Annotated in this window: 23 protein-coding genes; 14 read left to right on the forward strand and 9 right to left on the reverse strand. The window is 70.6% G+C overall.

What is annotated here, in order from left to right; translation table 11 throughout:
- Positions 1 to 93: 93 nt before the first annotated feature.
- The 7 genes from FFT09_RS08630 to FFT09_RS08660 all read left to right on the forward strand — a co-directional run bounded on the left by FFT09_RS08630 (position 94) and on the right by FFT09_RS08660 (position 6869).
- A complete protein-coding gene (locus tag FFT09_RS08630) occupies positions 94 to 1377 on the forward strand; it encodes a sensor histidine kinase (RefSeq protein WP_081192870.1) in 1284 nt (427 codons plus the stop codon).
- Between the two features lie 60 nt (positions 1378 to 1437).
- The gene (locus FFT09_RS08635) at positions 1438 to 2280 is read left to right on the forward strand and encodes a S49 family peptidase (protein WP_138382343.1); all 843 of its coding nucleotides are present in this window, start codon (positions 1438 to 1440) and stop codon (positions 2278 to 2280) included.
- Between the two features lie 83 nt (positions 2281 to 2363).
- The gene (locus tag FFT09_RS08640) at positions 2364 to 3194 is read left to right on the forward strand and encodes a LytR/AlgR family response regulator transcription factor (protein ID WP_081192874.1); all 831 of its coding nucleotides are present in this window, start codon (positions 2364 to 2366) and stop codon (positions 3192 to 3194) included.
- 6 nt (positions 3195 to 3200) lie between these two features.
- Positions 3201 to 3701, forward strand: a complete 501-nt coding sequence (locus FFT09_RS08645; protein ID WP_138382344.1) for a hypothetical protein — start codon at positions 3201 to 3203, stop codon at positions 3699 to 3701.
- Between the two features lie 31 nt (positions 3702 to 3732).
- The gene (locus FFT09_RS08650) at positions 3733 to 5502 is read left to right on the forward strand and encodes a sodium/solute symporter (protein ID WP_138382345.1); all 1770 of its coding nucleotides are present in this window, start codon (positions 3733 to 3735) and stop codon (positions 5500 to 5502) included.
- A 43-nt stretch (positions 5503 to 5545) separates the two neighbouring features.
- Positions 5546 to 5899 carry a rhodanese-like domain-containing protein gene (locus tag FFT09_RS08655; RefSeq protein ID WP_024876911.1) on the forward strand — a complete coding sequence of 118 codons (354 nt, stop codon included), beginning with the start codon at positions 5546 to 5548 and terminating at the stop codon, positions 5897 to 5899.
- 82 nt (positions 5900 to 5981) lie between these two features.
- Positions 5982 to 6869 carry a DUF4328 domain-containing protein gene (locus FFT09_RS08660; RefSeq protein WP_081192878.1) on the forward strand — a complete coding sequence of 296 codons (888 nt, stop codon included), beginning with the start codon at positions 5982 to 5984 and terminating at the stop codon, positions 6867 to 6869.
- Between the two features lie 8 nt (positions 6870 to 6877).
- Here FFT09_RS08660 and FFT09_RS08665 read toward each other — a convergent pair whose 3' ends face one another.
- From FFT09_RS08665 to FFT09_RS08675, 3 genes are read right to left on the reverse strand one after another with little or no spacing between them, the layout of a single operon-like run.
- On the reverse strand, positions 6878 to 8044 hold the full coding sequence (locus FFT09_RS08665) for a cytochrome P450 (RefSeq protein WP_138382346.1): 1167 nt from the start codon (positions 8042 to 8044) through the stop codon (positions 6878 to 6880).
- Between the two features lie 60 nt (positions 8045 to 8104).
- Entirely contained in the window at positions 8105 to 8578 is a 474-nt protein-coding gene (locus FFT09_RS08670) for a GNAT family N-acetyltransferase (protein ID WP_138382347.1), read from the reverse strand.
- Entirely contained in the window at positions 8554 to 9141 is a 588-nt protein-coding gene (locus tag FFT09_RS08675) for a GNAT family N-acetyltransferase (RefSeq protein WP_081192882.1), read from the reverse strand. Before FFT09_RS08675 ends, FFT09_RS08670 begins: the two co-directional genes overlap by 25 nt.
- 24 nt (positions 9142 to 9165) lie before the next feature.
- Here FFT09_RS08675 and cutA point away from each other — a divergent pair, with 24 nt between their 5' ends.
- The 5 genes from cutA to FFT09_RS08700 all read left to right on the forward strand — a co-directional run bounded on the left by cutA (position 9166) and on the right by FFT09_RS08700 (position 12372).
- Positions 9166 to 9492 carry a divalent-cation tolerance protein CutA gene (gene cutA / locus FFT09_RS08680; RefSeq protein WP_138382348.1) on the forward strand — a complete coding sequence of 109 codons (327 nt, stop codon included), beginning with the start codon at positions 9166 to 9168 and terminating at the stop codon, positions 9490 to 9492.
- A gap of 109 nt (positions 9493 to 9601) precedes the next feature.
- Positions 9602 to 10480 carry a DUF5926 family protein gene (locus FFT09_RS08685; protein ID WP_081192886.1) on the forward strand — a complete coding sequence of 293 codons (879 nt, stop codon included), beginning with the start codon at positions 9602 to 9604 and terminating at the stop codon, positions 10478 to 10480.
- Between the two features lie 12 nt (positions 10481 to 10492).
- Positions 10493 to 10852, forward strand: coding sequence for a DUF952 domain-containing protein (locus tag FFT09_RS08690; protein ID WP_138382349.1), 360 nt, complete (start codon positions 10493 to 10495; stop codon positions 10850 to 10852).
- Between the two features lie 90 nt (positions 10853 to 10942).
- On the forward strand, positions 10943 to 11536 hold the full coding sequence (locus FFT09_RS08695; RefSeq protein WP_081192890.1) for a SigE family RNA polymerase sigma factor: 594 nt from the start codon (positions 10943 to 10945) through the stop codon (positions 11534 to 11536).
- On the forward strand, positions 11533 to 12372 hold the full coding sequence (locus tag FFT09_RS08700) for a hypothetical protein (protein ID WP_138382350.1): 840 nt from the start codon (positions 11533 to 11535) through the stop codon (positions 12370 to 12372). The genes FFT09_RS08695 and FFT09_RS08700 overlap by 4 nt, the downstream gene beginning before the upstream one ends.
- On the opposite strand, the gene FFT09_RS08705 is transcribed toward FFT09_RS08700, so the two are convergent.
- Positions 12306 to 13538: an MFS transporter gene (locus tag FFT09_RS08705; protein ID WP_138382351.1), complete on the reverse strand. Its 1233-nt coding sequence runs from the start codon at positions 13536 to 13538 to the stop codon at positions 12306 to 12308. The two genes, FFT09_RS08700 and FFT09_RS08705, sit on opposite strands and share 67 nt — an antisense overlap.
- 65 nt (positions 13539 to 13603) lie before the next feature.
- On the opposite strand from FFT09_RS08705, the gene FFT09_RS08710 reads away from it, so the two are divergent.
- Complete coding sequence (locus tag FFT09_RS08710) at positions 13604 to 13981, forward strand: MerR family transcriptional regulator (protein WP_081192896.1); 378 nt, start codon at positions 13604 to 13606, stop codon at positions 13979 to 13981.
- Between the two features lie 34 nt (positions 13982 to 14015).
- Here FFT09_RS08710 and FFT09_RS08715 read toward each other — a convergent pair whose 3' ends face one another.
- The 5 genes from FFT09_RS08715 to FFT09_RS08735 form a co-directional block, all read right to left on the reverse strand.
- A complete protein-coding gene (locus FFT09_RS08715) occupies positions 14016 to 14564 on the reverse strand; it encodes a ferritin (protein WP_138382352.1) in 549 nt (182 codons plus the stop codon).
- Positions 14565 to 14700: 136 nt separating this feature from the next.
- Positions 14701 to 15351, reverse strand: a complete 651-nt coding sequence (locus FFT09_RS08720; protein ID WP_138382353.1) for a class I SAM-dependent methyltransferase — start codon at positions 15349 to 15351, stop codon at positions 14701 to 14703.
- 39 nt (positions 15352 to 15390) lie between these two features.
- Entirely contained in the window at positions 15391 to 16584 is a 1194-nt protein-coding gene (locus FFT09_RS08725) for an arginine deiminase (RefSeq protein ID WP_420852697.1), read from the reverse strand.
- Between the two features lie 217 nt (positions 16585 to 16801).
- Positions 16802 to 17023 (reverse strand): hypothetical protein, encoded by a 222-nt coding sequence (locus FFT09_RS08730; protein ID WP_081192904.1) that lies wholly within the window; start codon positions 17021 to 17023, stop codon positions 16802 to 16804.
- Between the two features lie 80 nt (positions 17024 to 17103).
- Entirely contained in the window at positions 17104 to 17916 is an 813-nt protein-coding gene (locus FFT09_RS08735) for a CPBP family intramembrane glutamic endopeptidase (protein ID WP_138382354.1), read from the reverse strand.
- A gap of 150 nt (positions 17917 to 18066) precedes the next feature.
- Here FFT09_RS08735 and FFT09_RS08740 point away from each other — a divergent pair, with 150 nt between their 5' ends.
- Positions 18067 to 19767 (forward strand): BCCT family transporter, encoded by a 1701-nt coding sequence (locus tag FFT09_RS08740; protein ID WP_081192908.1) that lies wholly within the window; start codon positions 18067 to 18069, stop codon positions 19765 to 19767.
- Positions 19768 to 19793: the final 26 nt, after the last annotated feature.

Here is a 19793-nt window from a genome sequence, read left to right on the forward strand (position 1 = left end):
CGTGACTCCACGTGTCCATATCGGAACGCTGTGTCATGAAGCATACGGACCGTGTCGGGCCAGATCTTGCACGTGACGGGGTGAACACCGAGCATGGACGCTGTGTCAAGTGTGTTGACCACGCAGACCCTGGTGGCCTTCGGCGCGGGCGCCTGCCTCGCCGGGCTGGCCGCACTCCTCGCCGTCGTCATCCGCCGCCGTAACCCAGGCGGCGCGGTCGAGGACGCCGTGCTCCGGGCGGTGGTCCTGCTGTCCGGCTCGCCGATGGAACTCGAGCACGGCCTCAACCAGAACGCCGCCGACAAGATCACGTCACGGAAGCTCGCGCTGCTGCGCTGTGTCGCCGTGGGACTCACCGACCGCGAGGGCACGCTGCTGTCGTGGGACGGTGAGGCGAACGATCACTATGTGGACCTCGTCGATCCGGTCGGCGCTGCCATCCGCAAGAAACGGCACGAGGTGGTCTCCCACAACAAGGTGCCGTGCAACCATCGCGGCACCTGCCGCATGCGCACCGCGGTGATCGTTCCGTTGCTGATCGAGGACGAGCCCGAGGCGGTACTGATCGTCGTGGGTCGCTCGCGTGGGCGGCGCATCGTGAAGATGTCCGAGGCGGTCGCCACGTTCATCCGGACCCAGCTGGAGGCCGCCCGGCTCCAGGACGCCCGGCAGGACCTGCACCAGGCGGAGATCAAGGCGCTGCGGGCACAGATCTCTCCCCACTTCGTCTACAACGCACTCAACACGATCTCGGCGCTGATCCGGACCGATCCGGAGGAGGCGCGCGAACTGCTCCAGGACTTCGCGGACTTCACGCGCTACTGTTTCCGCGCCGAGGGAACCTACACGACGTTGTCCGAGGAACTGCGCAACATCGACCGTTACCTGACCATCGAGGGTGCCCGATACGGCAACCGGCTCAACGTGCGCCTCAAGATCGCGCCGGAGGTGCAGTCGGTCGTGGTGCCGTTCCTGCTCATCCAGCCGCTCGTCGAGAACGCCGTGAAACACGGGATCGCGAACAAGCCCGGTGGGGGCACGGTCACCGTGGTCGCACAGGACATCGGCAACGAGGCCGAGATCAGCATCGAGGACGACGGCGTGGGCATGGATCCCGCGCTGTTGGAGGGCATGCGCAACTCACACGGCAGCGCCCACATCGGGCTCGCGGGCATCAACCGACGGATGTTCCAGGTCTATCGCGACCGGTACTCGCTGATGGTGGAGACGGCAGTCGGGGCGGGCATGAAGGTCACCATGCGGGTGCCGAAGTTCGTACGCGCGGTCCGGCCCGACATGCCGGGTTACGTCGACGAGGTGGTGCCGCAACGTCGTGGCCCCTCCCAGCCCCGTGCGGGCGCCGCGCTCGGCTCGTGAGGCGTGAAGGTGCCTTCGCCGCACCACCGGCACCGGCGCGAATTCCCCTACGCTGGGGCCATGAGTCGCAAGGACACCCTGGTCTCGCGTATCCCCAAGCTCGGTGAGCGGGTCGAGCGCAAGGACGTCGTCGCCGTCGTCAAGCTGCACGGTGTGATCACGCCGCAGGCCTCGCCGCTGGCCGCGCGCGGGGTCATCAACCTCGCGTCGCTGGAGTCGGCGTTGAAGCGTGCCTTCGGGCACGAGCGGCTCAAGGCCGTCGCGTTGCAGATCAACTCACCCGGTGGCGCCCCGACGCAGTCCGGGCTCGTGGCCGAGCGCATCCGCCAGCTCGCCGACGAGAAGGGTGTCCCGGTCATCGCGTTCGCCGAAGACGTCGCGGCCTCCGGCGGGTACTGGCTGGCGTGCGCGGCCGACGAGATCTACGCACACCGCACGTCGCTGGTCGGCTCGATCGGCGTCATCACCGGGACGTTCGGCTTCGCGGGCCTGCTCGAACGGTTCGGCGTGGAGCGCAGGCTCTACACGGCAGGTGAGAACAAGTCGCGGCTCGACCCGTTCAGCCCGGAGAAGCCGGAGGACGTGGAGTGGCTGCACACGCTGCACACACAGCTGCACGAGCTGTTCGTCGACTGGGTCACACAGCGCCGCGGCGACCGGCTCGCCGACACCCAGGACCTGTTCAACGGTGACGTGTGGCTGGGAACCAAGGCGACCGAGCTGGGGCTCGTCGACGGCGTCGGCAACCTGCGTGACGTGCTGGAACAGCGGTATCCCGACGCGGAGATCGTCGTGGCGGAGCCCAAGAAGGCGCTCCTGGCACGACTCGGGGTCGGGGCGCCCGCGGCGGCGGTGCTCGACGCCGTGAACCACCGCTCGTTGTGGTCCCGCTTCGGACTGTGATCGGTCGACGCTACTCTGGGGTACCCGGGTGGCGCCCGATTCGCCCGGCAGCGTAGTGGACATCGACCCCCGCAAGCGGCAGGATGCGTTTCACTGTGAGTGCTCCCCATGACACCTCGGCGCTGCTCGTCCTGGCTGTGGATGACGAGCCGCCCGGGCTTGACCAACTGAAGCACTGCCTTGAGGCCAGCCCGCACGTCGGCGACGTGATCTGCGCCGTGGACGCGTCGGAGGCCCTGCGCATCCTCGGTTCGGACAACCCCCACATCCGCGCGCGGCAGCAGCGCGGACTGCCGCCCGTGGACGCCGTGTTCGCCGACATCAACATGCCCGGGCTCTCGGGCATGGAGATGTCGCGGGTCTTCGCCTCGCTCAACCCCGCTCCGGTGCTGGTGTTCGTCACCGGGCACGCGAACGAGGCCGTGGACGCGTTCGACCTCGGTGCGGTGGACTACGTGCTCAAACCGGCCCGGCAGGAGCGCATCGACAAGGCGGTGGCGCGGGTACTGGAGAAGCTCCAGGCCGCGACCGGGCAGCGGTTGCCGCCCGAGCCCGCGGCAGGCAGCCGGGACGAGGAGGTCATCCCGGTCGAGCTGGCCGGCACCACCAAGCTCATTCCCCGCTCGTCGGTGCGGTGGGTGGAGGCGCAGGGCGACTACGCCAGGCTCTTCACCACCGAGGGCAGCCACCTGGTGCGCATCCCGCTCGCGCAGCTGGAGGACCGCTGGTCCAAGGCCGGGTTCGTGCGTATCCACCGCTCGTATCTGGTGGCCATCCAGCTCATCACCGAGCTGCGCATGGGGCAGGGCGGATACCAGGTCGTGATCGGCAACGACGAGAAGGTGTTGCCGGTGAGCCGCAGGCACACCCGGGAGCTCAAGGACAAGCTGGTCGGGTCCTCCCGCCTCGGGTAGTGGCCCATGAGCGACGAGGACATCTACCGCGCCGTCGACGGCATCCGCGAACCTGACCCCACACTCGGCAAGCGGCCGAAGCCCTCGGAGGTGGAACGTCCCGCCGTCGCGCTGTCGCCCCCGGACCAGGGCGGGGACGCCCCCGTCAGGCCGCGCCGCAAGCGGGTGGTGCTCGCACAGCCGAGGCGGACGTCGAGCGCGTCCATGCGGGCGCGGGTGGAGCTGGCCGAGCAGACCAGCTGGGGCAAGCTCCTCGTTCACGACCTGGTCAAGGTGCAGCTGCGGCTCGGGGTCTCACTGTTCGGCCTCGTCGTCGTGCTGCTGGGCCTGTTGCCACTGCTGTTCCACCACCTGCCCGAGGTCGCGACGTGGCGGGTGATCGGCATTCCCGTGTCGTGGATGCTGCTGGGTATCGCGCCGTTTCCGCTGCTGTTCGGCGTCGGCCTGTGGTACAACCGCCAGGCGGAGCGACACGAGCGTGACTTCGTCGCGATGATCGAGAACTGACGCCGGCGGCAACGGAGCGAGGGAACAGTCCGTGCAGCTGAACCCGTGGGCCCTCGCCAGTGTCGCGCTGGTGATGCTCGCGACCGCCTATCTCGCGGTGCGCGCTGCGCTGTCGGCGACCGCCACGGGCGACTTCCGGCTCGCGCGCCGCATGGTGCGGTCGCGGCGTAACGCGTCGGCGATCTCCGGCGAGTACCTGTGCGCGGCGTCCTTCCTGGGGGTCGCGGGGCTGGTCCTCAAGGACGGTGCCGACGCGCTGTGGTTCCCCATCGGCTTCACCGCGGGTTTCCTCGCGCTGGTGATCTTCGTGGCGGCTCCGCTGCGGCGCTCGGGCGCGTACACGATCCCCGACTTCCTGGAGGCCCGGCTCAACTCCCCGTCGTTGCGCCGGGTCTCCAGCTTCTTCGTGCTGGCGCTCGGGATCGTGTATCTGGTGCCGCAGTTGCAGGGCGTCGGGCTGGCACTGCGCACCATCCTGCCGGGGGCGCAGCCGTGGTGGGGCCCGGTCGTCGTGGTGGTGCTCATCGTCGCCCACGTGCTGTGGGGCGGGATGCGGGCCGCCACGCTGGTCCAGGCGTTCCAGCACTGGATCAAGCTGTTCGCGCTGGCGATCCCGACCTTCGTGCTGTGCGCGGTGTTCCTCGGCAGCGGAGGCGCGGGGTCCTCGGGTGAGCTGGGCGCGCAGGCACCGCCGGAGTTCTCCGGCGAGACCACCGTGACGGTGGGCACGGACGTCACACTGCGGGTGGGCGAGCCGACCGTGGTCCACGAACTCGACGGCGACCGGCCCGGCCCGACGATGTGGTTGCCGGGCGTCGACCACTCGGTGAGTGAGGGGCAACGGCTGCTGTTCCCGCCCGGCTCGGCGGTGCCCGTGGTCACCGATGCGGCACTCGACAACGCGAGTTGGCTGCGGCCCACCGAGGACGCCGACGAGTTGTGGTGGACGTACTCGGTGATGGTGGCGACCTTCCTGGGGACGATGGGCTTGCCGCACGTGCTGGCCCGCTTCTACACCAACCCCGACGGCAGGGCCGCGCGCCGCACGACCGTGCAGGTGCTGTTGCTGCTCGGCCTGTTCTACCTGTTCCCGATCCTGCTGGGCTCGCTGGCGCGCCTCTACGCGCCACGACTGCTGGTGACGGGGGAGACCGACGCCGCGGTACTCCAGGTTCCCTCGGCCATGGTCTCCGGCATGGCAGGCCAGATCATCGTCGCCGTGGTGGCGGCGGGGGCGTTCTCGGCGTTCGTGTCCACGTCGTCGGGGCTGATCGAAAGCGTCGCCGGGCTGGTGTCGGCGGACCTGCTGACGAACCAGGCCCGCGACTTCCGCATCGCGGTGATCGTCGTGGCGAGTCTGGCCGCCGCCGCGGCGGCGACGCTGCCGCTCGACGACATCGCCCACACCGTGGGCCTCGCGTTCGCGCTGGCCGCCTCCACGTTCTGCCCGGTGCTGCTGCTGGGGATCTGGTGGCGCAAACTCACCGACCTCGGCGCCATGCTGGGCATGCTCGTCGGCGGGGCCGGGGTGCTGACAGCCGTCGGGTTCTCCGTCGCGGGCCTCGTCCTCGGCGAGCCGATGCCGTGGTTCGTGACGCAGCCCGCGCTGCTGACGGTACCGGCCGCACTGCTCACCGCCGTGATCGTCAGCCTCGCGACCTCCCACCGGATCCGCGGTGACGTGGACGTCGTGATGTTGGAGCTGCACGCTCCCGACCGGCTCGGATTCCTGCGTGACCGGCGCGGACCCGGTTCGGCCGACACGCGGCGCGACACAGCGGGCAGGCACCGCAGGGGCTGACGGCTCACGGGCATCGCACGGACCGGCATGCGACGATGGGGCCGTGAACCACTCCGCCGATATACCCACGGTCTCGATCGACGAACTCCCCACGGAGGAGTACGTGCTGCTCGATGTGCGGGAGCCCGACGAGTGGGCGGCGGGCCATGCGCCCGACGCGATCCACATCCCGCTGGGGGACCTGCCGTCGCGGGCCGGGGAGCTGCCCGAACTGGCCGACGACCGCCCCGTCCACGTCATCTGCCGCACCGGTGGCCGGTCGGCACGCGCGGCGGCGTGGCTGAACGCGGCCGGGATCGTGGACGCCGTGAACGTGGCGGGCGGCATGAAGACGTGGCAGGCGGCGGGGCGGCCGATGGTCGGCGAGCACGGCGACGCCGCGCCCGAGGTGCTGTGACGCCGGAGGCCGACACGTGAACGGGACGGCACCGGGACGGCCTCCCTCCCCGGGACATCGCGACGGGCGTTACTGGCCCGCCGTGCGCTGGGTGGCGACGGTGCCCGGCGCGGGAAGCAGGCCGCCTGCTTCCCGCCCCCGCGGGCGAGGCGGCCGGTACTCGGGGCCCCCGTCCTACGACATCCCCCCGCGCTGGGGGTTCCCGCACGTGGTGTGGCGGTGGCCCACGGCGGTGCCGGGCACGAACTCGGCGGTACTGGTGCCGTCGCAGCGGCTGCTGCTGATCGCGCGCAACGCCGTCGCCGTGCTGTGGGCGCTGGCGGGGCTGGCCGCCGTGGCCGCCGGTGCCGAGATCTGGCGTTACGCGCTGCTGGTGCTCAGCCGGGACACCGCGCTGGACCCCGCCGTGGTGGGCGCCTCGGACGTGCTCGTGCTGACGTTCGCGTTGTTGACGTTCGTCATGACGGTGTTCGCCGTCGCCGTCACGGTGTGGTGGCTGCTGGTCGCGCGCACGGCGGCGGCGGAGGAAGCGGGCCAGCGACCTCCGCGCAGCACCGGGCAGGTGCTGGTTGGCGTGCTGGTGCCGGGGGTGAACCTGGTGCTGGCCGGCCCGATCCTCGCCGAGCTGGAACACGCCGCCACCCGCAGGCCCGCGAACCGGCGGCCCCGGCCGTCGCGCCTGGTGCTCGGTTGGTGGGCGGCGTGGGTCGGCAACGCCGTGCTGCTCGTACTCACCGTGGTGTGGCGGGCGCGCGAGGGTGTCCAGGCCCAGGTGGACGCCGTGTTCCTCACCGCCCTGACCGACCTGACGGCCCTGGCGCTGGCCGTGCTGACGGTGCGGGTCGTCCGCCGGTTCACTCGCCTGCTCGCGCCGGTGGAGGAGCAGTGGGTGCGGCCCCCGAGGGTGCTTCGGGTGGCGAACGCGCCCGAGTTACCGCGCCGCGCGCGCCCGAGGACCGCGGCGCGCTGAGCCGGAACTCAGGCGGTCACGGGCAGGTGGGCGAAGCCCCGGATGACGAACTCCGGTCGCCGCCGGGCGGTGTCCGCGAGCCGCAGCCCGGGCAGCCGCCGGGCCAGCGCGGTGAGCGCCGCCGCGATCTCGATGCGGGCCAGCGGAGCGCCAAGGCAGTAGTGCACACCTCCGCCGAAGCCGAGATGCGGGTTGGGTGTGCGCCCGATGTCGAGGACATCGGGTCGCGCGAACACCTCCGGGTCCCGGGCGGCGGCACCCAGCAGCGCCGCGATCCTGTCACCCGCCGCCACGCGGTGCCCCGCGATCTCGACGTCCGTGGTGGCCGTGCGCTCGAACAGCTGGAGCGGCGAGTCGTAGCGGATCAGCTCCTCGGTGGCCGTCGGCGCGAGATCCGGGTCCGCCACGAGCCGCTCCCACTGCTCCCGGTGGGACAGCAGTGCGTGGACGCCGTTGCCGACGACGTTGACGGTGGCCTCGTGGCCCGCCATCAGCAGCAGCACGGCGGTGGCCACCACCTCGTCACCGGTGAGGTCGGCGGCGACGAGGTGGCTGAGCAGGTCGTCGCCGGGGCTGATGGCGCGGTCGTCGGCCTTCGCGCGCAGGTAACCGGCGAACGCGGCGGCGGCCTGCTCGGCGGCCTCGCGCCGGGGCTGTGGCAGGCCGTACTCGTACATCTTGACGATGGCGTTGCTCCACTCCACCAGCCTCGGCCCGTCGGCGGCCGGGATGCCCAGCAACTCGGCGATCACCGCGACCGGCAGCGGCTGGGCGAGGTGTTCGAGCAGATCCGCCTCGCCGTCGGCGGCGATCCGCTCGGCCAGGTCTGCCACCAGCCGGTCGGCCAGTGCGTCGACAGCCGGTCGCAGCCGCTCCACGTGCCCGCGCGCGAACGCCGACGACACCAGCCGCCGCAGGCGGGTGTGCGCGGGAGGCTCGTTCTCCAGCAGGGAGTGGCGGTGCAGCAGGTTGAACGAGGCGAACTGCTCCAGCGGCGTGGCATCGACCCAGATCCGGCCGAGACCGCGGTGCCGCAGCACGGCGGAGGCCGCCTCGTGGGACACGGCGACCGAGAGGCCGAGCCCGTCGTGCCGGTGGACGGGACCACGTGCCCGCAACTCGGCGAACGCGGGATACGGGTCGGCGAGGAACGCGGGATCGCGAGGGTCGAACACGCCCTGAGCGTAGTTCCCCGGCGACCCGGCACGGCTCCGCCCGGCGAGGACGTTGGCGAACTAGCCGACGTGGGGCGCCCACTCGTCGACGAGAATCGAGAACAACACCGAGTCGCGCCACGCTCCGTTGGTGAACACGTGATCGCGGAGTACTCCCTCGCGGGTGAACCCGACCCGCTTGATGACGGCGAGGCTCGCGACGTTCTCCGGGCCGATCGCGGCGGACACCCGGTGCCGCCCGAGGGGACCGAACGCGAAGTCGAGCATGGTTCGCACGGCGTCGGTCGCGTAGCCGCGCCGCTGTTGGTCGTGAGCGATGGCGTAGCCGAGTTGCGCGCTTTGAACACCGGCGAATGCCAGCCTGGCGAAGCCGACGAGCTCCACCCGCTCGGCGGCTTGCTGGCTGGTCACGACGGCAAGGCTAAACGTTCGCTGGTGAACGTGTGGAGGTGTTCGGACAGCTCGGCCGCGGCTCGCCCGCCTTCGACGCCGACAAGGGCGGCCCGGCCTCAGTCCTCCCTGCTCCGCCGCCATTCGGGGGCGAGGAGGGAGAACAGCACCGAGTCGCGCCAGGCGCCGTTGGCGTGGACGTGGTCGCGGAGCACGCCCTCGCGCGTGAAGCCGATGTTCTCGACGAGCGCGAGCCCCGCGCGGTTGTCGGGGCCGACGGCGGCGGTGATCCGGTGCAGCCGCAGCGTGCCGAACGCGAAGTCGAGCAGGGTGCGCACCGCGTCGCCCGCGTAGCCCCGGCCCTGGTGGGCGTGGGCGACGGCGTAGACGAGCCTGCCGGAGTACGGGTGCGTCCGCTGCAACCGCGTGAAGCCCACGACCCGGTCGTTGTCGGCCGCGCGGTCGGCGTCGCGCGGCGTGATGGCGAGGTAGAACTCGCTGCGCGGCCGGGCCCGGGCCTGCTCGACGATCGTGTGCAGGAGTTCCCGCGCCTGCTCGGCGTTGCGCGTGTTGAACGAGAGGTGGTGGGCGACGCGGTTGTCGCCGATGACGCCACGCACGCCGTCCAGGTCGGCGAGGGTGAACTCGCGCAGCCGGACAATTCGGCCGTGGAGCACGACCGGGCCTTCGTCGTGCCGAGTCGTCATCTTCCCCAGGTTAGCCTGACGGGCATGATCCCGGAACAGGTTCTCGTGTCCACGACGACGGATTCGGACGCCGCCGCGCGGCAGCTCGCGGCTGACGCGGTCGAGGCGCGGCTCGGTGCATGCGCGCAGGTGGTCGGCCCGATCACGAGCGTGTACCGCTGGGAGGGGCGGGTCCACACCGACCCGGAGTGGCGCGTGGAGGTCAAGACGGCGGCCGATCGGGCGGACGCGCTGGTCGCGCATCTGCGGCAGCGTCACACCTACGACGTGCCGGAGGTCATCACGACGCCGATCGTGGGCGGCAGCGCCGACTACCTGGCGTGGGTGGTCGAACAGACGCGGCCGGAGTGAGGTCCGCCGTGCCAGCCGGGCGGCGAGCCTCCGTGGAGCACACGCCCTAGTCTGAACGCGGGTCCGGGAAGCGTCGGGCCGATTCGGCAGACACGCAGGAGGCGACACCGTGGGCAAGGGCGCACGCAGGAAGAATCCGCAGAAGGACGGCAGGCGGAAGGTCCGCGACGTCTTCGTGGCGCGCCCCTTCGAGGGACTCGCCGCGGAGCCGGAGCTGATCGCCCTGCGCGAGTTCGTGCCGTCGGCCACGGCCGCACTGGCGGTCCGGGACGCGGGCGATCGGACGGTCACCCTGGCCTCGGTGCTTCCGGTGGCCGCGGCGGCGATGGTGCGCGCCGAGAACGGCGAGATCCTGCTGGGCATGCAGGTGCAGACGCGGTCGTCGGACGTCAGTCGCGACCTCGGCCGCGCGCTGCGGTGGGCGCTCGACGCGCAACCCGGCCAGGTGCTCTCGGTGCCCGACACGACGAGCGAGCCGCAGGCGGGTGAGCGGTTGCAGGACCTGCTCGTTCCCGACGCCGAGCTGGACGTGGAGCTGCACTCCGACTTCGGCTGGTGGCTGCAGGACGACGCCCAGCCCACGGGCGAGGTGGCGATGTCGCTCGAACGGGCCAACGCCGCGATCATGCCCACCGAGCGGCTCCGCCCCGGCGCGTACTGGACGCTCGCGGGCGAGAAGGCGCATCTGCGCTGGGTGTGGCCCGCCGACGAGAACAGGCTGCTGCAGGCGCTCGCGCGCCTGTCGGCCGCGGGGGAACTGTCACTGGGCGAGGGCTCGCGCTACGCCGGGTCGTTCCGGGCACACGGGCTGCTGGTGCCGGTGTGGGACCTGGACGCCGAGGCGCACGCGCGCGAGTGGAGCGAGCCGGCCGAGCAGCTCGCCGCCCGGCTGGACAAGGCGCTGACCTCGCTGGACGACACCCCGCTCGACGCGGCGGAACGGCGGGCGCGCGACGGTCTGGTGGGCAGGCAGCTCACGCTGCGCTGATACGTTCGGCGCATGATCCTGCACCTCTGCCCGGCCGCCGACTGGGAGGCCGTGCCCCCGGGCGGGTCGTACCGCGCGGCATCGCTGGACGACGCCGGATTCATCCACTGCTCCGACCCGGGCACGGTGCATCTGCCGGCGAACCGGTTGTACGCGGGGCGCACCGATCTCGTGGTGCTGTGGATCGACCCCGCCCTGCTCGGTGTCCCGGTGCGCTGGGAACCGGGCGAGCCGGGGGAGAGCCCCTGGTTTCCGCACGTCTACGGGCCGGTGCCGTCGGCGGCCGTGCGGGCGGTGCTGCCGTACCGCCCCGGCCCCGACGGCCGGTTCGTGCCGCCCACCACGCCTCCGCCGCTTTCGGGGACGGCCTGAGTCGCGGGGCAACCTCGCGGCGTCCTCGCGCGTGAGCACGGCAGCCGAAAGGTCGAGCCAGGCACGAGGCCGCGTGAGGGAGGGACTACGGTGACCGCGTTCGTACCCACCGTGTCCCCCGTCTGCCCGGACGGTGGCTGGGCGGGCTCCATCGGCCACAGGAAGGAAGCGGTCGTGTCTGGCGACCTCACGGACTTCACCGAGTTCGTGCGGGCCAGCCTGCCCGGCTTGTTGCGTTACGGCCACGCCCTGACGGGCAACCCCCACGACGCTGCCGACCTCGTGCAGTCGGTGTTGGAGAAGATCGGGTCGAGGTGGGGTTCCGTCCAGCGCAAGACGGGTGACCCGCTGGCGTACGTGCGGCGCTCGATGGCGAACGCGCACATCAGCCGGTGGCGGCGGTTCCGGAGGGAGAATCTCGTCGCCGAGGTTCCCGAGTCGGACGCCCCGGCATCGACGGACCCGTTCGAGCACGAGCCCCTGTGGCAGGCGTTGCGGGAGTTGCCTCCCCGGCAGCGTGCCGTGATCGTGCTCCGGTACTACGAGGGCCTCAGCGAGGCGGAGATCGCCGACTCACTGGGTGTCAGTCCCGGCACCGTCAAGAGCCAGGCCAGTAAGGCGCTCACGTCTCTGCGGGGCAAGCTGCGCCAGGGCGAGGGCAGTGAAGGGAGGGAAGTGGTGTGAACGTTCCCGACTCCGACGGCGACGAGGTCGACGCCCGGCTGCGCGCGCTGTTCGCCGATTCCCGGCTCGACGTGGCCGTCCGGCCGAGCGCGGAAGCCGAGATCACCGCGGGAGCGCGGCGGCTGCGCAGGCGCCGCGCCACCCTGGCCGGTGGCGGCACCGGCCTCGCCGTCGTGGCCGTCGCCGTGGTGGGCATGCTGGTGGTCCCCGGCACCCGGCCGCAGGAGGAACGCGCGGAGGCACCGGCGGCGGCCTCGCCGCCGGACGAACGGACCGCGGCGATGACGGCGTTCACCGCGCCCCTGGACAGCAGCGAGCCGCCCACGCGCAGCCCCGAGCGAGGCGAACCCCTGCCGCCGCCGGCTCAGGACGAGGTGCCCGAGGCGGCCACCACGTCGCCGCAGGCGTCGTCGCCGGAGACCACGCACTCCGGCAGCGTGGCTCTGGGACGCAGCGTCCTCGGCCCCGACGGCTACGGCCCGCTGAGGCTCGGCATGCCGTTCGAGGAGGCCGTGGCCACCGACCTGCTCATGGTGACCGGCGAGACGCCGCCACCGGAGGTCTGTGCGGACTACTCGCTGGTGGAGGGTTCCGAGGCCGTGCGGTACGTGACGATCTCCCGGGAGCGCGGACTGGTGGGAGTGCGCGCCGCGAGCGCCGTGACACCCGAGGGGGTCGGCGTCGGCACCGCCGCGGACCGGCTTCCCAGCGTGTATCCGCACGGCTCCGGAGGTGAGACACGGTTCAGTGCCTCCACCGGGCCGGGGCGTTACGAGTTCGCCCTCTCCGAGGGAATGGTCAGCGACCTCCGACTGGTCGCACCCTCTGACTGCTGACCGGGAATCCGGGGGAAGCCGGAGCCGCGCAGGACCACGACCAGTACCGGAAGCAGCAGGGCGAGCACCCACAGCGGGAGCACGGCCGCACTCGTGAGGCCGATGGCGATTCCGCCCACGGCACCGCCCGCCGCCATGGCGGCGTTCCATATCGTCACGAGCACGGCCTGGGCCGTGTCGGCGACCTCACCGCCCGCGCGAGCCACAGCGGTCTGCAGGAGTGTCGGCGCGCCGCCCCAGCCCAGGCCCCACGCGGCGATCGCGACGGCCACGAACACCGCACCGCCGGTGAGCCCGGCCAGTGCCGCCGACGCCGCACCGACCAGCAGCACGCTGCACAGCGACAGCAGGCGGAGGCGGCGGTCGATGTGGATGCCCACCAGCCAGATGCTCACCATCGAGGCGATCCCGAACACGAGCAGCATCACGTCGACCCGTGAGGCGAGTCCGACGCTGCCGAGCAGGGCGGCGATGTAGGTGTAACCGATGGTGTGCGCGAGGACGAACAACGCGGTCACGACCAGTACCGGCACCACGCCGGGCCGCGCGAGTGCGCGGGCCAGCGGGAGCCGCTCCCGCGCCTCGGCGCCCGGCCGGTCGGGCACCACTGCCACCACCCAGACGAGCAGCACCAGGGCAAGCCCGGTGACCAGTGCGAACGTCCAGCGCCAGCCGACGGCGGTGCCGAGGAACGTCCCGGCCGGGACACCAAGCGAGAGCGCGAGTGGGATGCCCGCCATGACCACCGCGATGGCCCGGCCTTCTCGTCCGGCCGGAGCAAGGCGGCGGGCGTAGCCCGCCAGCAGCGCCCAGACCAGCCCCGCCGCGATGCCGGCCACGAAACGGGCACCCATCACGAGCTCTACCCCGGAGCCGACCGCGGTCACCGTGTTGGCTGCGGCGAACCCGGCCACCCCGGTGAGCAGCACGTGCTTGCGCCGCCATCGCGCCGTCGCGGCGGTGAGCGGTATCGCCGAGAGGGCGGTGCCGATCGCGTAGACGGTGACCGTCTGGCCCGCCGTGGCCTGGCTGACACCGAGGTCGCGGCTCAGGCCCGGCAGGACGCCGGCGGGTAGCGCCTCGGTGAGAACGGTGAGGAACGCGGCCGTGGTGAGGGCCAGCAGGGCGCCTACAGGCAGCCGGTCAGTGGTGGTGTGGTCTCGCATGGACCGTATGCTCGAACCCTCACATCGGTGTGAGGGTCAACGCGAAGCTTTGTGAGGGCGGACACATGCGGATCGGAGAGTTGGCAGATCGCACGGGTACTTCACGCAGACTGCTGCGCTACTACGAGGAGCAGGGGCTGATCACGGCGCGGCGGGGCGCCAACGGCTACCGCGACTACGACGGTGACACCGTGGACCGGGTGGGACAGATCAGAGGGCTCCTCGACGCCGGACTGCCCACCCGGATCATCCGGCGAATCCTGCCCTGCCTGGACGGGCCGACCGACCTCTACTTCCCCGACGCGACGCCGGAGATGCTCGACACGCTGGAGCGGGAGCGCGACCGCATGACGCGCCGTATCGCCTGCCTGTCGAAGAACCGTGACGCGATCGCGGCCTATCTCGACCGCGTGCGCCCGCGCCGCGAGGGGCGAACCCCGTGAGGGCAGCCCCTGCGACGCGACCGCAGGGGTGAACTCACAGCGCTCCGCCCGCCACCGGAGGCATCGCCGGGTCGTTCTCGTCGGTGACCTCTTCGCGGTAGAGGAACTGCTCGACGGCGAACACGTCACCCTTCGCCATGTCCACCACGTTGAGCAACCGGTTCATCGCGGCGATTTCCTCGACCTGCTCCCTGAGGAACCACTGGACGAACTGCTCGCCCGTGTAGTTCTCGTCCTCCCTGGCCGCTTTCGCGATCTGCCGGAAGTCGGATTCGACCTCCTTCTCCTGCTCCAGGGCGAGCGCGACGGGCTCCCGGATGTCGGCGAAATCGTTGCGGACCTCCGGTACATCGGGAATCTCGACGTGGTGGTCGGTGTCCAGCAGGTACTGCACCAGCGCCATCGCGTGATTGCGCTCCTCCAGCGACTGCCGGTAGAAGAATTTGGCGAGTTGCGGCAGGTCCTTACCGTCGTAGAACACCGCCAGCGCGACGTACTGCTGCGAGGCGTGGAACTCGTTGCGGATCTGCGCCTGGAGCAATTCGTACAACTTCGACCGTGGATTCTTCTTCAAGGTGACCATGCCCCCACTATAGAGGCGAGATCGGCGATTATCCACCCGAAAGCGGTGATGTCAATCCCATTCGCGCTATTCATGAGGAAAGGTTTCGCTCAATTAATAAAGGCTAGCCTCAATGAGAGCAGGCTTGCCTAATATCTCACCCGGGTGGGGCCGGGCGCCGCGCGGCAAGCAACACCTGCGGGCGCATCGACGGTTCCGCGGGCAACCGCAACTCCGCGACCACCTCAAGCCCGGCGTCGGCCAGCATCCCGGCCAACTGCTCGGGACGGTACAGGTGGGTCGTCCAGGACACCGGCAGACCGCCGTACCCCTCGGTCCGCAGGACGTCGCCGTCCCCGACGTGCGTGCCGACCAGCGCCTGACCGCCGGGGACGAGCGCCTCGGCGAAGGTCCGCAGCACGCCGGGCAGTGCCGCCCTCGGGAGGTTGAACAGCGACCACCAGCCGAGCACACCGCCGAGCGAGGCGGGCGCGAGAGTGAGCTCGGTCGCCGAGGCGACGGAGAACCGCAGGCCGGGGTACTGCCGACGGGCGTGGTCGACCATGCGCGGCGACAGGTCGACGCCCGAGACCTCCAGGCCGAGCTCGGTGAGGTGCGCGGTGACGGTGCCGGGGCCGCAGCCGACGTCCAGGACCGGACCGAGCCCGCGAACGGACTCGGCGAACGCGGCGAGCACAGCCCGTAGCCACGGCGTCGCTTCCAGTCGCCCCACGGCGAGGTCCACGTAGGCGTCGGCGACCCGGTCGTAGGACTCGCGCACCGTGTCGAGGTCGGAGGGCTGCCGCATGGCGGCACTCTACCGGTGCGTGACGGCACGGCCGGCGCTTCAACCGTTGTCGGTGGACTCCCTGATGACCGGGCACGACATGCAGCGAGGACCACCCCGCCCCGATCCGAGTTCCGACCCCGCGATGCGCACCACCTCGATGCCGGACTCCTCCAGCCGTGTGTTCGTCTCCACGTTGCGCTCGTAGCCGATGACCACACCCGGAGCGAGCGCCAGCGTGTTGTTCCCGTCGTCCCACTGTTCGCGCTCCGCCGTGACCGGGTCGAGGCCCGTGTCGATGACGTGCAGCCGGTCGATGCCCATCGCGTCGGCCGCCGCGTCCAGGAACGGGGTGGGGCCCGCCACGCGCACGCCCTTCTCGTCGTCCGGGGTGAGCGTGTAGGCGATGAGGGAGTCCTGGGCCAGCGGGTACATGACCACGGCGTCGGGGCCCACCATGGTGCACACGGTGTCGAGGTGCATGGTCGCGCGGTCCTGCGCGATGGGTACCGCGAGGACGGTGTGGGCGATGTCGTCGGCGAACACCGAACGCGCCAGCGATTCGGCACCGGCGGGCGTGGTGCGTTCCCCGACCCCGACCGCGAGGACACCGGGTGCGAGCAACAGCACGTCGCCGCCCTCCACCGGCGCCGAGTGCGCGCCGTACGCGCGGACCGCGCCCGTGAACCGCGGGTGGTAGGCGTACACCAGATCGAGCAGGGCGGTCTCCCGCCGCCGCGCGGGCATCGCGAGCGACGAGACGGCGACCCGGTCGCCGATCCACACCGACGAGTCGCGGGTGAACAGCAGGTTTGGCAGCGGGTCCACCGCGAAGTCGTGCGGGTGGTGCATGCGCCGTACGAGCGAGCCACCCTCCGAGGTCGGCAACTCCTCGAACGTCATCCCCGACGTGAGCACCTCAGCCAGCGCGGTGGGGTCGGAGCCCGACAGGTGCGAGCGCAGGACGTCCGCCAGCTCGGCTCCGAGCCGCCTGCCGTCCACCGCGGCGTGAACCCCGGCGGCATGCGCTCGGGGGTCCTCCAGCGCCGAGCGCAGGACGTCGGTGAGCAGCAGGACCTCGACGTCGCGTGCCCGCAACACCTCGGCGAAGGCGTCGTGCTCCTCCTGGGCCCGATCCAGCCACGGGATCGAGTCGAACAGGAGCTGGTCGTTGTTGCGGGGGGTGAGCCGCCGGAGCTCGTTGCCAGGCCGGTGCAGCAGGACGGTCCGCAGCGGTGCCACTTCGCTGTCCACACGAGGAGTGGATCGGGGGGAGTTCCGGTGGGTACGGGGGGTGGTCGTTTCGGTCACACCGGCGAGCGTAATGACCGTGGTCGGCCCGGGGGAGGACGCGAAACGACGCGGCGCGGCGAGGTATGCGTTCGACCGGGGACGGCGTGCCGTCGCAACGAAGCGGATGCCGTGCGCGCGGTTCGTTGCATCCGAGCCGATGAGCTCGCGAACCCGGGCGTCAGGGACGGCCGCGGTGCGCCCGCTGTGCCTGCTGTGCCTGTTTCGGCGCGAGGAGATCGGTGGCCGTGGCGGGGCCCGCGAGGCGTTCCGCGTTCGGCACCGTGGTGAACACCCAGTTCTGCACCCCGCCGCCCATGATGTCGGCGTAGCGCTCGGCGGCGTCCCGGTTCGCGAACCGGATCTGCTGGTCGTTCACGCGGTGAGTGATCTTGCAAGCCATGGTCCCCTCCTGACCGTGCCGTGATCGTGTCGCTGGCTTCATTAGAACACGTGTTCGAATGAGTGGCAATATCAGGGCGGTCAGGGCAGCCACGACACGTGCTCGCGCAGCGCCGCATAACCCACGAACGCCACCACGTCGAGCAGGGTGTGGGCCACGACGAGTGGCCACAACCGGTTCGTGCGCTGCCACACCCTGCCGTAGACCAGCCCCATCACCACGTTGCCCACGAACCCGCCGAGTCCCTGGTAGAGGTGGTACGTCCCCCGCAGCACCGACGACACGAGCAGCGAGGCGTTCTCGGACCACCCGAGCTGCCGCAGCCGGGTGAGCAGGTACCCCACCACGAGCACCTCCTCGGCGAAGGCGTTGCCGAACGCCGCCAGTGTCAACGCGACAGGCCGCCACCACGCCTCGTCCACTGTGGAGGGCTGCACGGCGAGGTTGAAGCCGAGGTGCCATGCGGTGAAGTAGAACGCGAGACCGGGAATGCCGATCCCCGCCGCCAGCGCCACCGCCCACAGCAGATCGCGGCCCGGCCGCCGCCGGTCGAGCCCGATGCGCGACAGCCGGACACCGGCCCGCCACAGCAGGTACAACCCGAGTGCGCCCCAGCCCACGAGCTGCACGACACCGAGCAGTTGTTTCAGCAGATCGATGACGCCGAGTGTCGCCCGGGTGACGTTGATGGCCACCTGTTGTTGCGCGAGCGGTTCCGGCCGCAGCATCGCGTCCAGGAGGGACAACGCACTGCGCACACCGGACAGACCCAAAGTAATGGAGAAAACAAGGACGACTTCGACGACGAGAATGCGTCGCTCACGGGGATCGGTCGTTCGCCCTGGGTAGTCGGGAACACGGGGCCGGACCCAGTCGCGCGCTCGAGTGGACACTGTGGCACGTTACATGAGAACTGGTTTTTCCAGGTCACGAACGTGGCGGACAGGTTGTTAGGACCCGGCTTCATAACTTTCCGCCGAAACGAATAGCTCGGGTACTAGGGTCTTACGGTCCGAAAAATCCCGAAGAAGGAGGCAAGCCTCGTGACGGCAACGTCCGATCCTGAGGCCGTCGCGCCACCTGGTACGCGACGACCGTGGTACAAGACGGTCGCGCCGCGGGTGTTCTGGCCGTCTGCGGCGATCATTCTCGCGTTCGTGCTGGCCACCGTGATCGCGCCGGACGCGATGGGCGACGCGATCAGCGCGATCCAGGAAACGGTCATCGGTACGTTCAGCTGGTACTACATGCTGATCGTGTCCGGCTTCGTGGTGTTCTCGCTGTGGGTGGGGCTCAGTCACTACGGTGACATCAAGCTCGGCCCCGACGAGGAGGAACCCGAGTTCGCCCTCAAGTCGTGGTTCGCGATGCTGTTCGCGGCGGGTATGGGCATCGGCCTGGTGTTCTGGGGCGTGGCCGAGCCGCTGAACCACTTCGCCGGCATCCCCAACCGCGCCACCGGCATCGGCGACGACGAGGCCGGGGCGCAGGACGCGCTCGTGCAGACGTTCCTGCACTGGGGACTGCACCCGTGGGCCATCTACGTGGTCGTTGGTCTCGCCATCGCGTACGCCATCCACCGCAAGAACCGCCCGGTGTCCATCCGGTACGCGCTGGAGAAGCTCATCGGCAAGCGCGTACACGGCTGGCTCGGTGACGTCATCGACGTCGCCGCCATCGTGGGCACGCTGTTCGGTGTGGCGACGTCGCTCGGTCTGGGTGTCATCCAGATCGGTGCGGGCCTGAACTTCCTCGACGTGGTCTCCGAGCCGAGCAACCTGACCTACGTGGTGCTCATCGGCGCGATCACGCTGATGGCCATCGTCTCGGTGGTCACCGGGGTGAAGAAGGGCATCAAGTACCTGTCCAACTTCAACATGGTGCTCGCCGCCGTGCTGCTGGTGTCGGTGCTGGTCCTCGGCCCGACGCTGTTCATCTTCAAGGATCTCGTCCAGTCGATCGGTGACTATCTGCAGAACATCCTGCAGATGAGCTTCAACACCACGGCCTACGAGGGCGAGGACGGCAACGCCTGGCAGGGCTGGTGGACGGCGTTCTATTGGGGCTGGTGGATCTCGTGGGCACCCTTCGTCGGTGTCTTCATCGCGCGCATCTCGCGGGGTCGCACGGTGCGCGAGTTCGTCGCGGGTGTCCTGCTGGTGCCCACGGCGGTCACGATGTTGTGGTTCACGGTCTTCGGCGGCACCGCCCTGTACCGGGAGCTGTTCGGCCAGGGCGGCCTGGTTGGCACCGACGAGGACGGTGCGAGCACGGTGGACACCGAGGCATCGCTGTTCAACGTGCTGGAGGCGCTGCCGGGTGGCACCCTGCTCGCGATCGGCGCGGTGGTCCTCATCGTGCTGTTCTTCGTCACCTCGTCGGACTCCGGCTCGCTGGTGGTCGACATGCTGGCCTCGGGCGGCGACCCGAACCCGCCGGTGTGGAGCCGGGTGTTCTGGGGTCTCGCGGAGGGTGGCGTGGCCATCGCGCTGCTGCTCGCCGGTGGCCTGAGCGTGCTGCAGACCGTGGCGATCCTCATCGCGCTCCCGTTCAGCATCGTGATGATCGGGATGTGCGTGTCGATCTGGCGCGACTTCCGGGGTGAGCGCAACTCGATGCTGCGAATCCAGCGGAGGATGCAACGGCAGGAGCTCACCGAGCACGTCACCAACAGCCTGATCGACGAGGGGCTCGTGGAGCCCAGCGACGACGGTCAGGCGGAAGCGGCCAAGACCAAGTCCTGACCCTTCCATGACACGGACTGCGGCGC

It is taken from the genome of Saccharomonospora piscinae, from assembly GCF_005862235.1.
In the GTDB taxonomy this organism is placed as follows: domain Bacteria; phylum Actinomycetota; class Actinomycetes; order Mycobacteriales; family Pseudonocardiaceae; genus Saccharomonospora; species Saccharomonospora piscinae.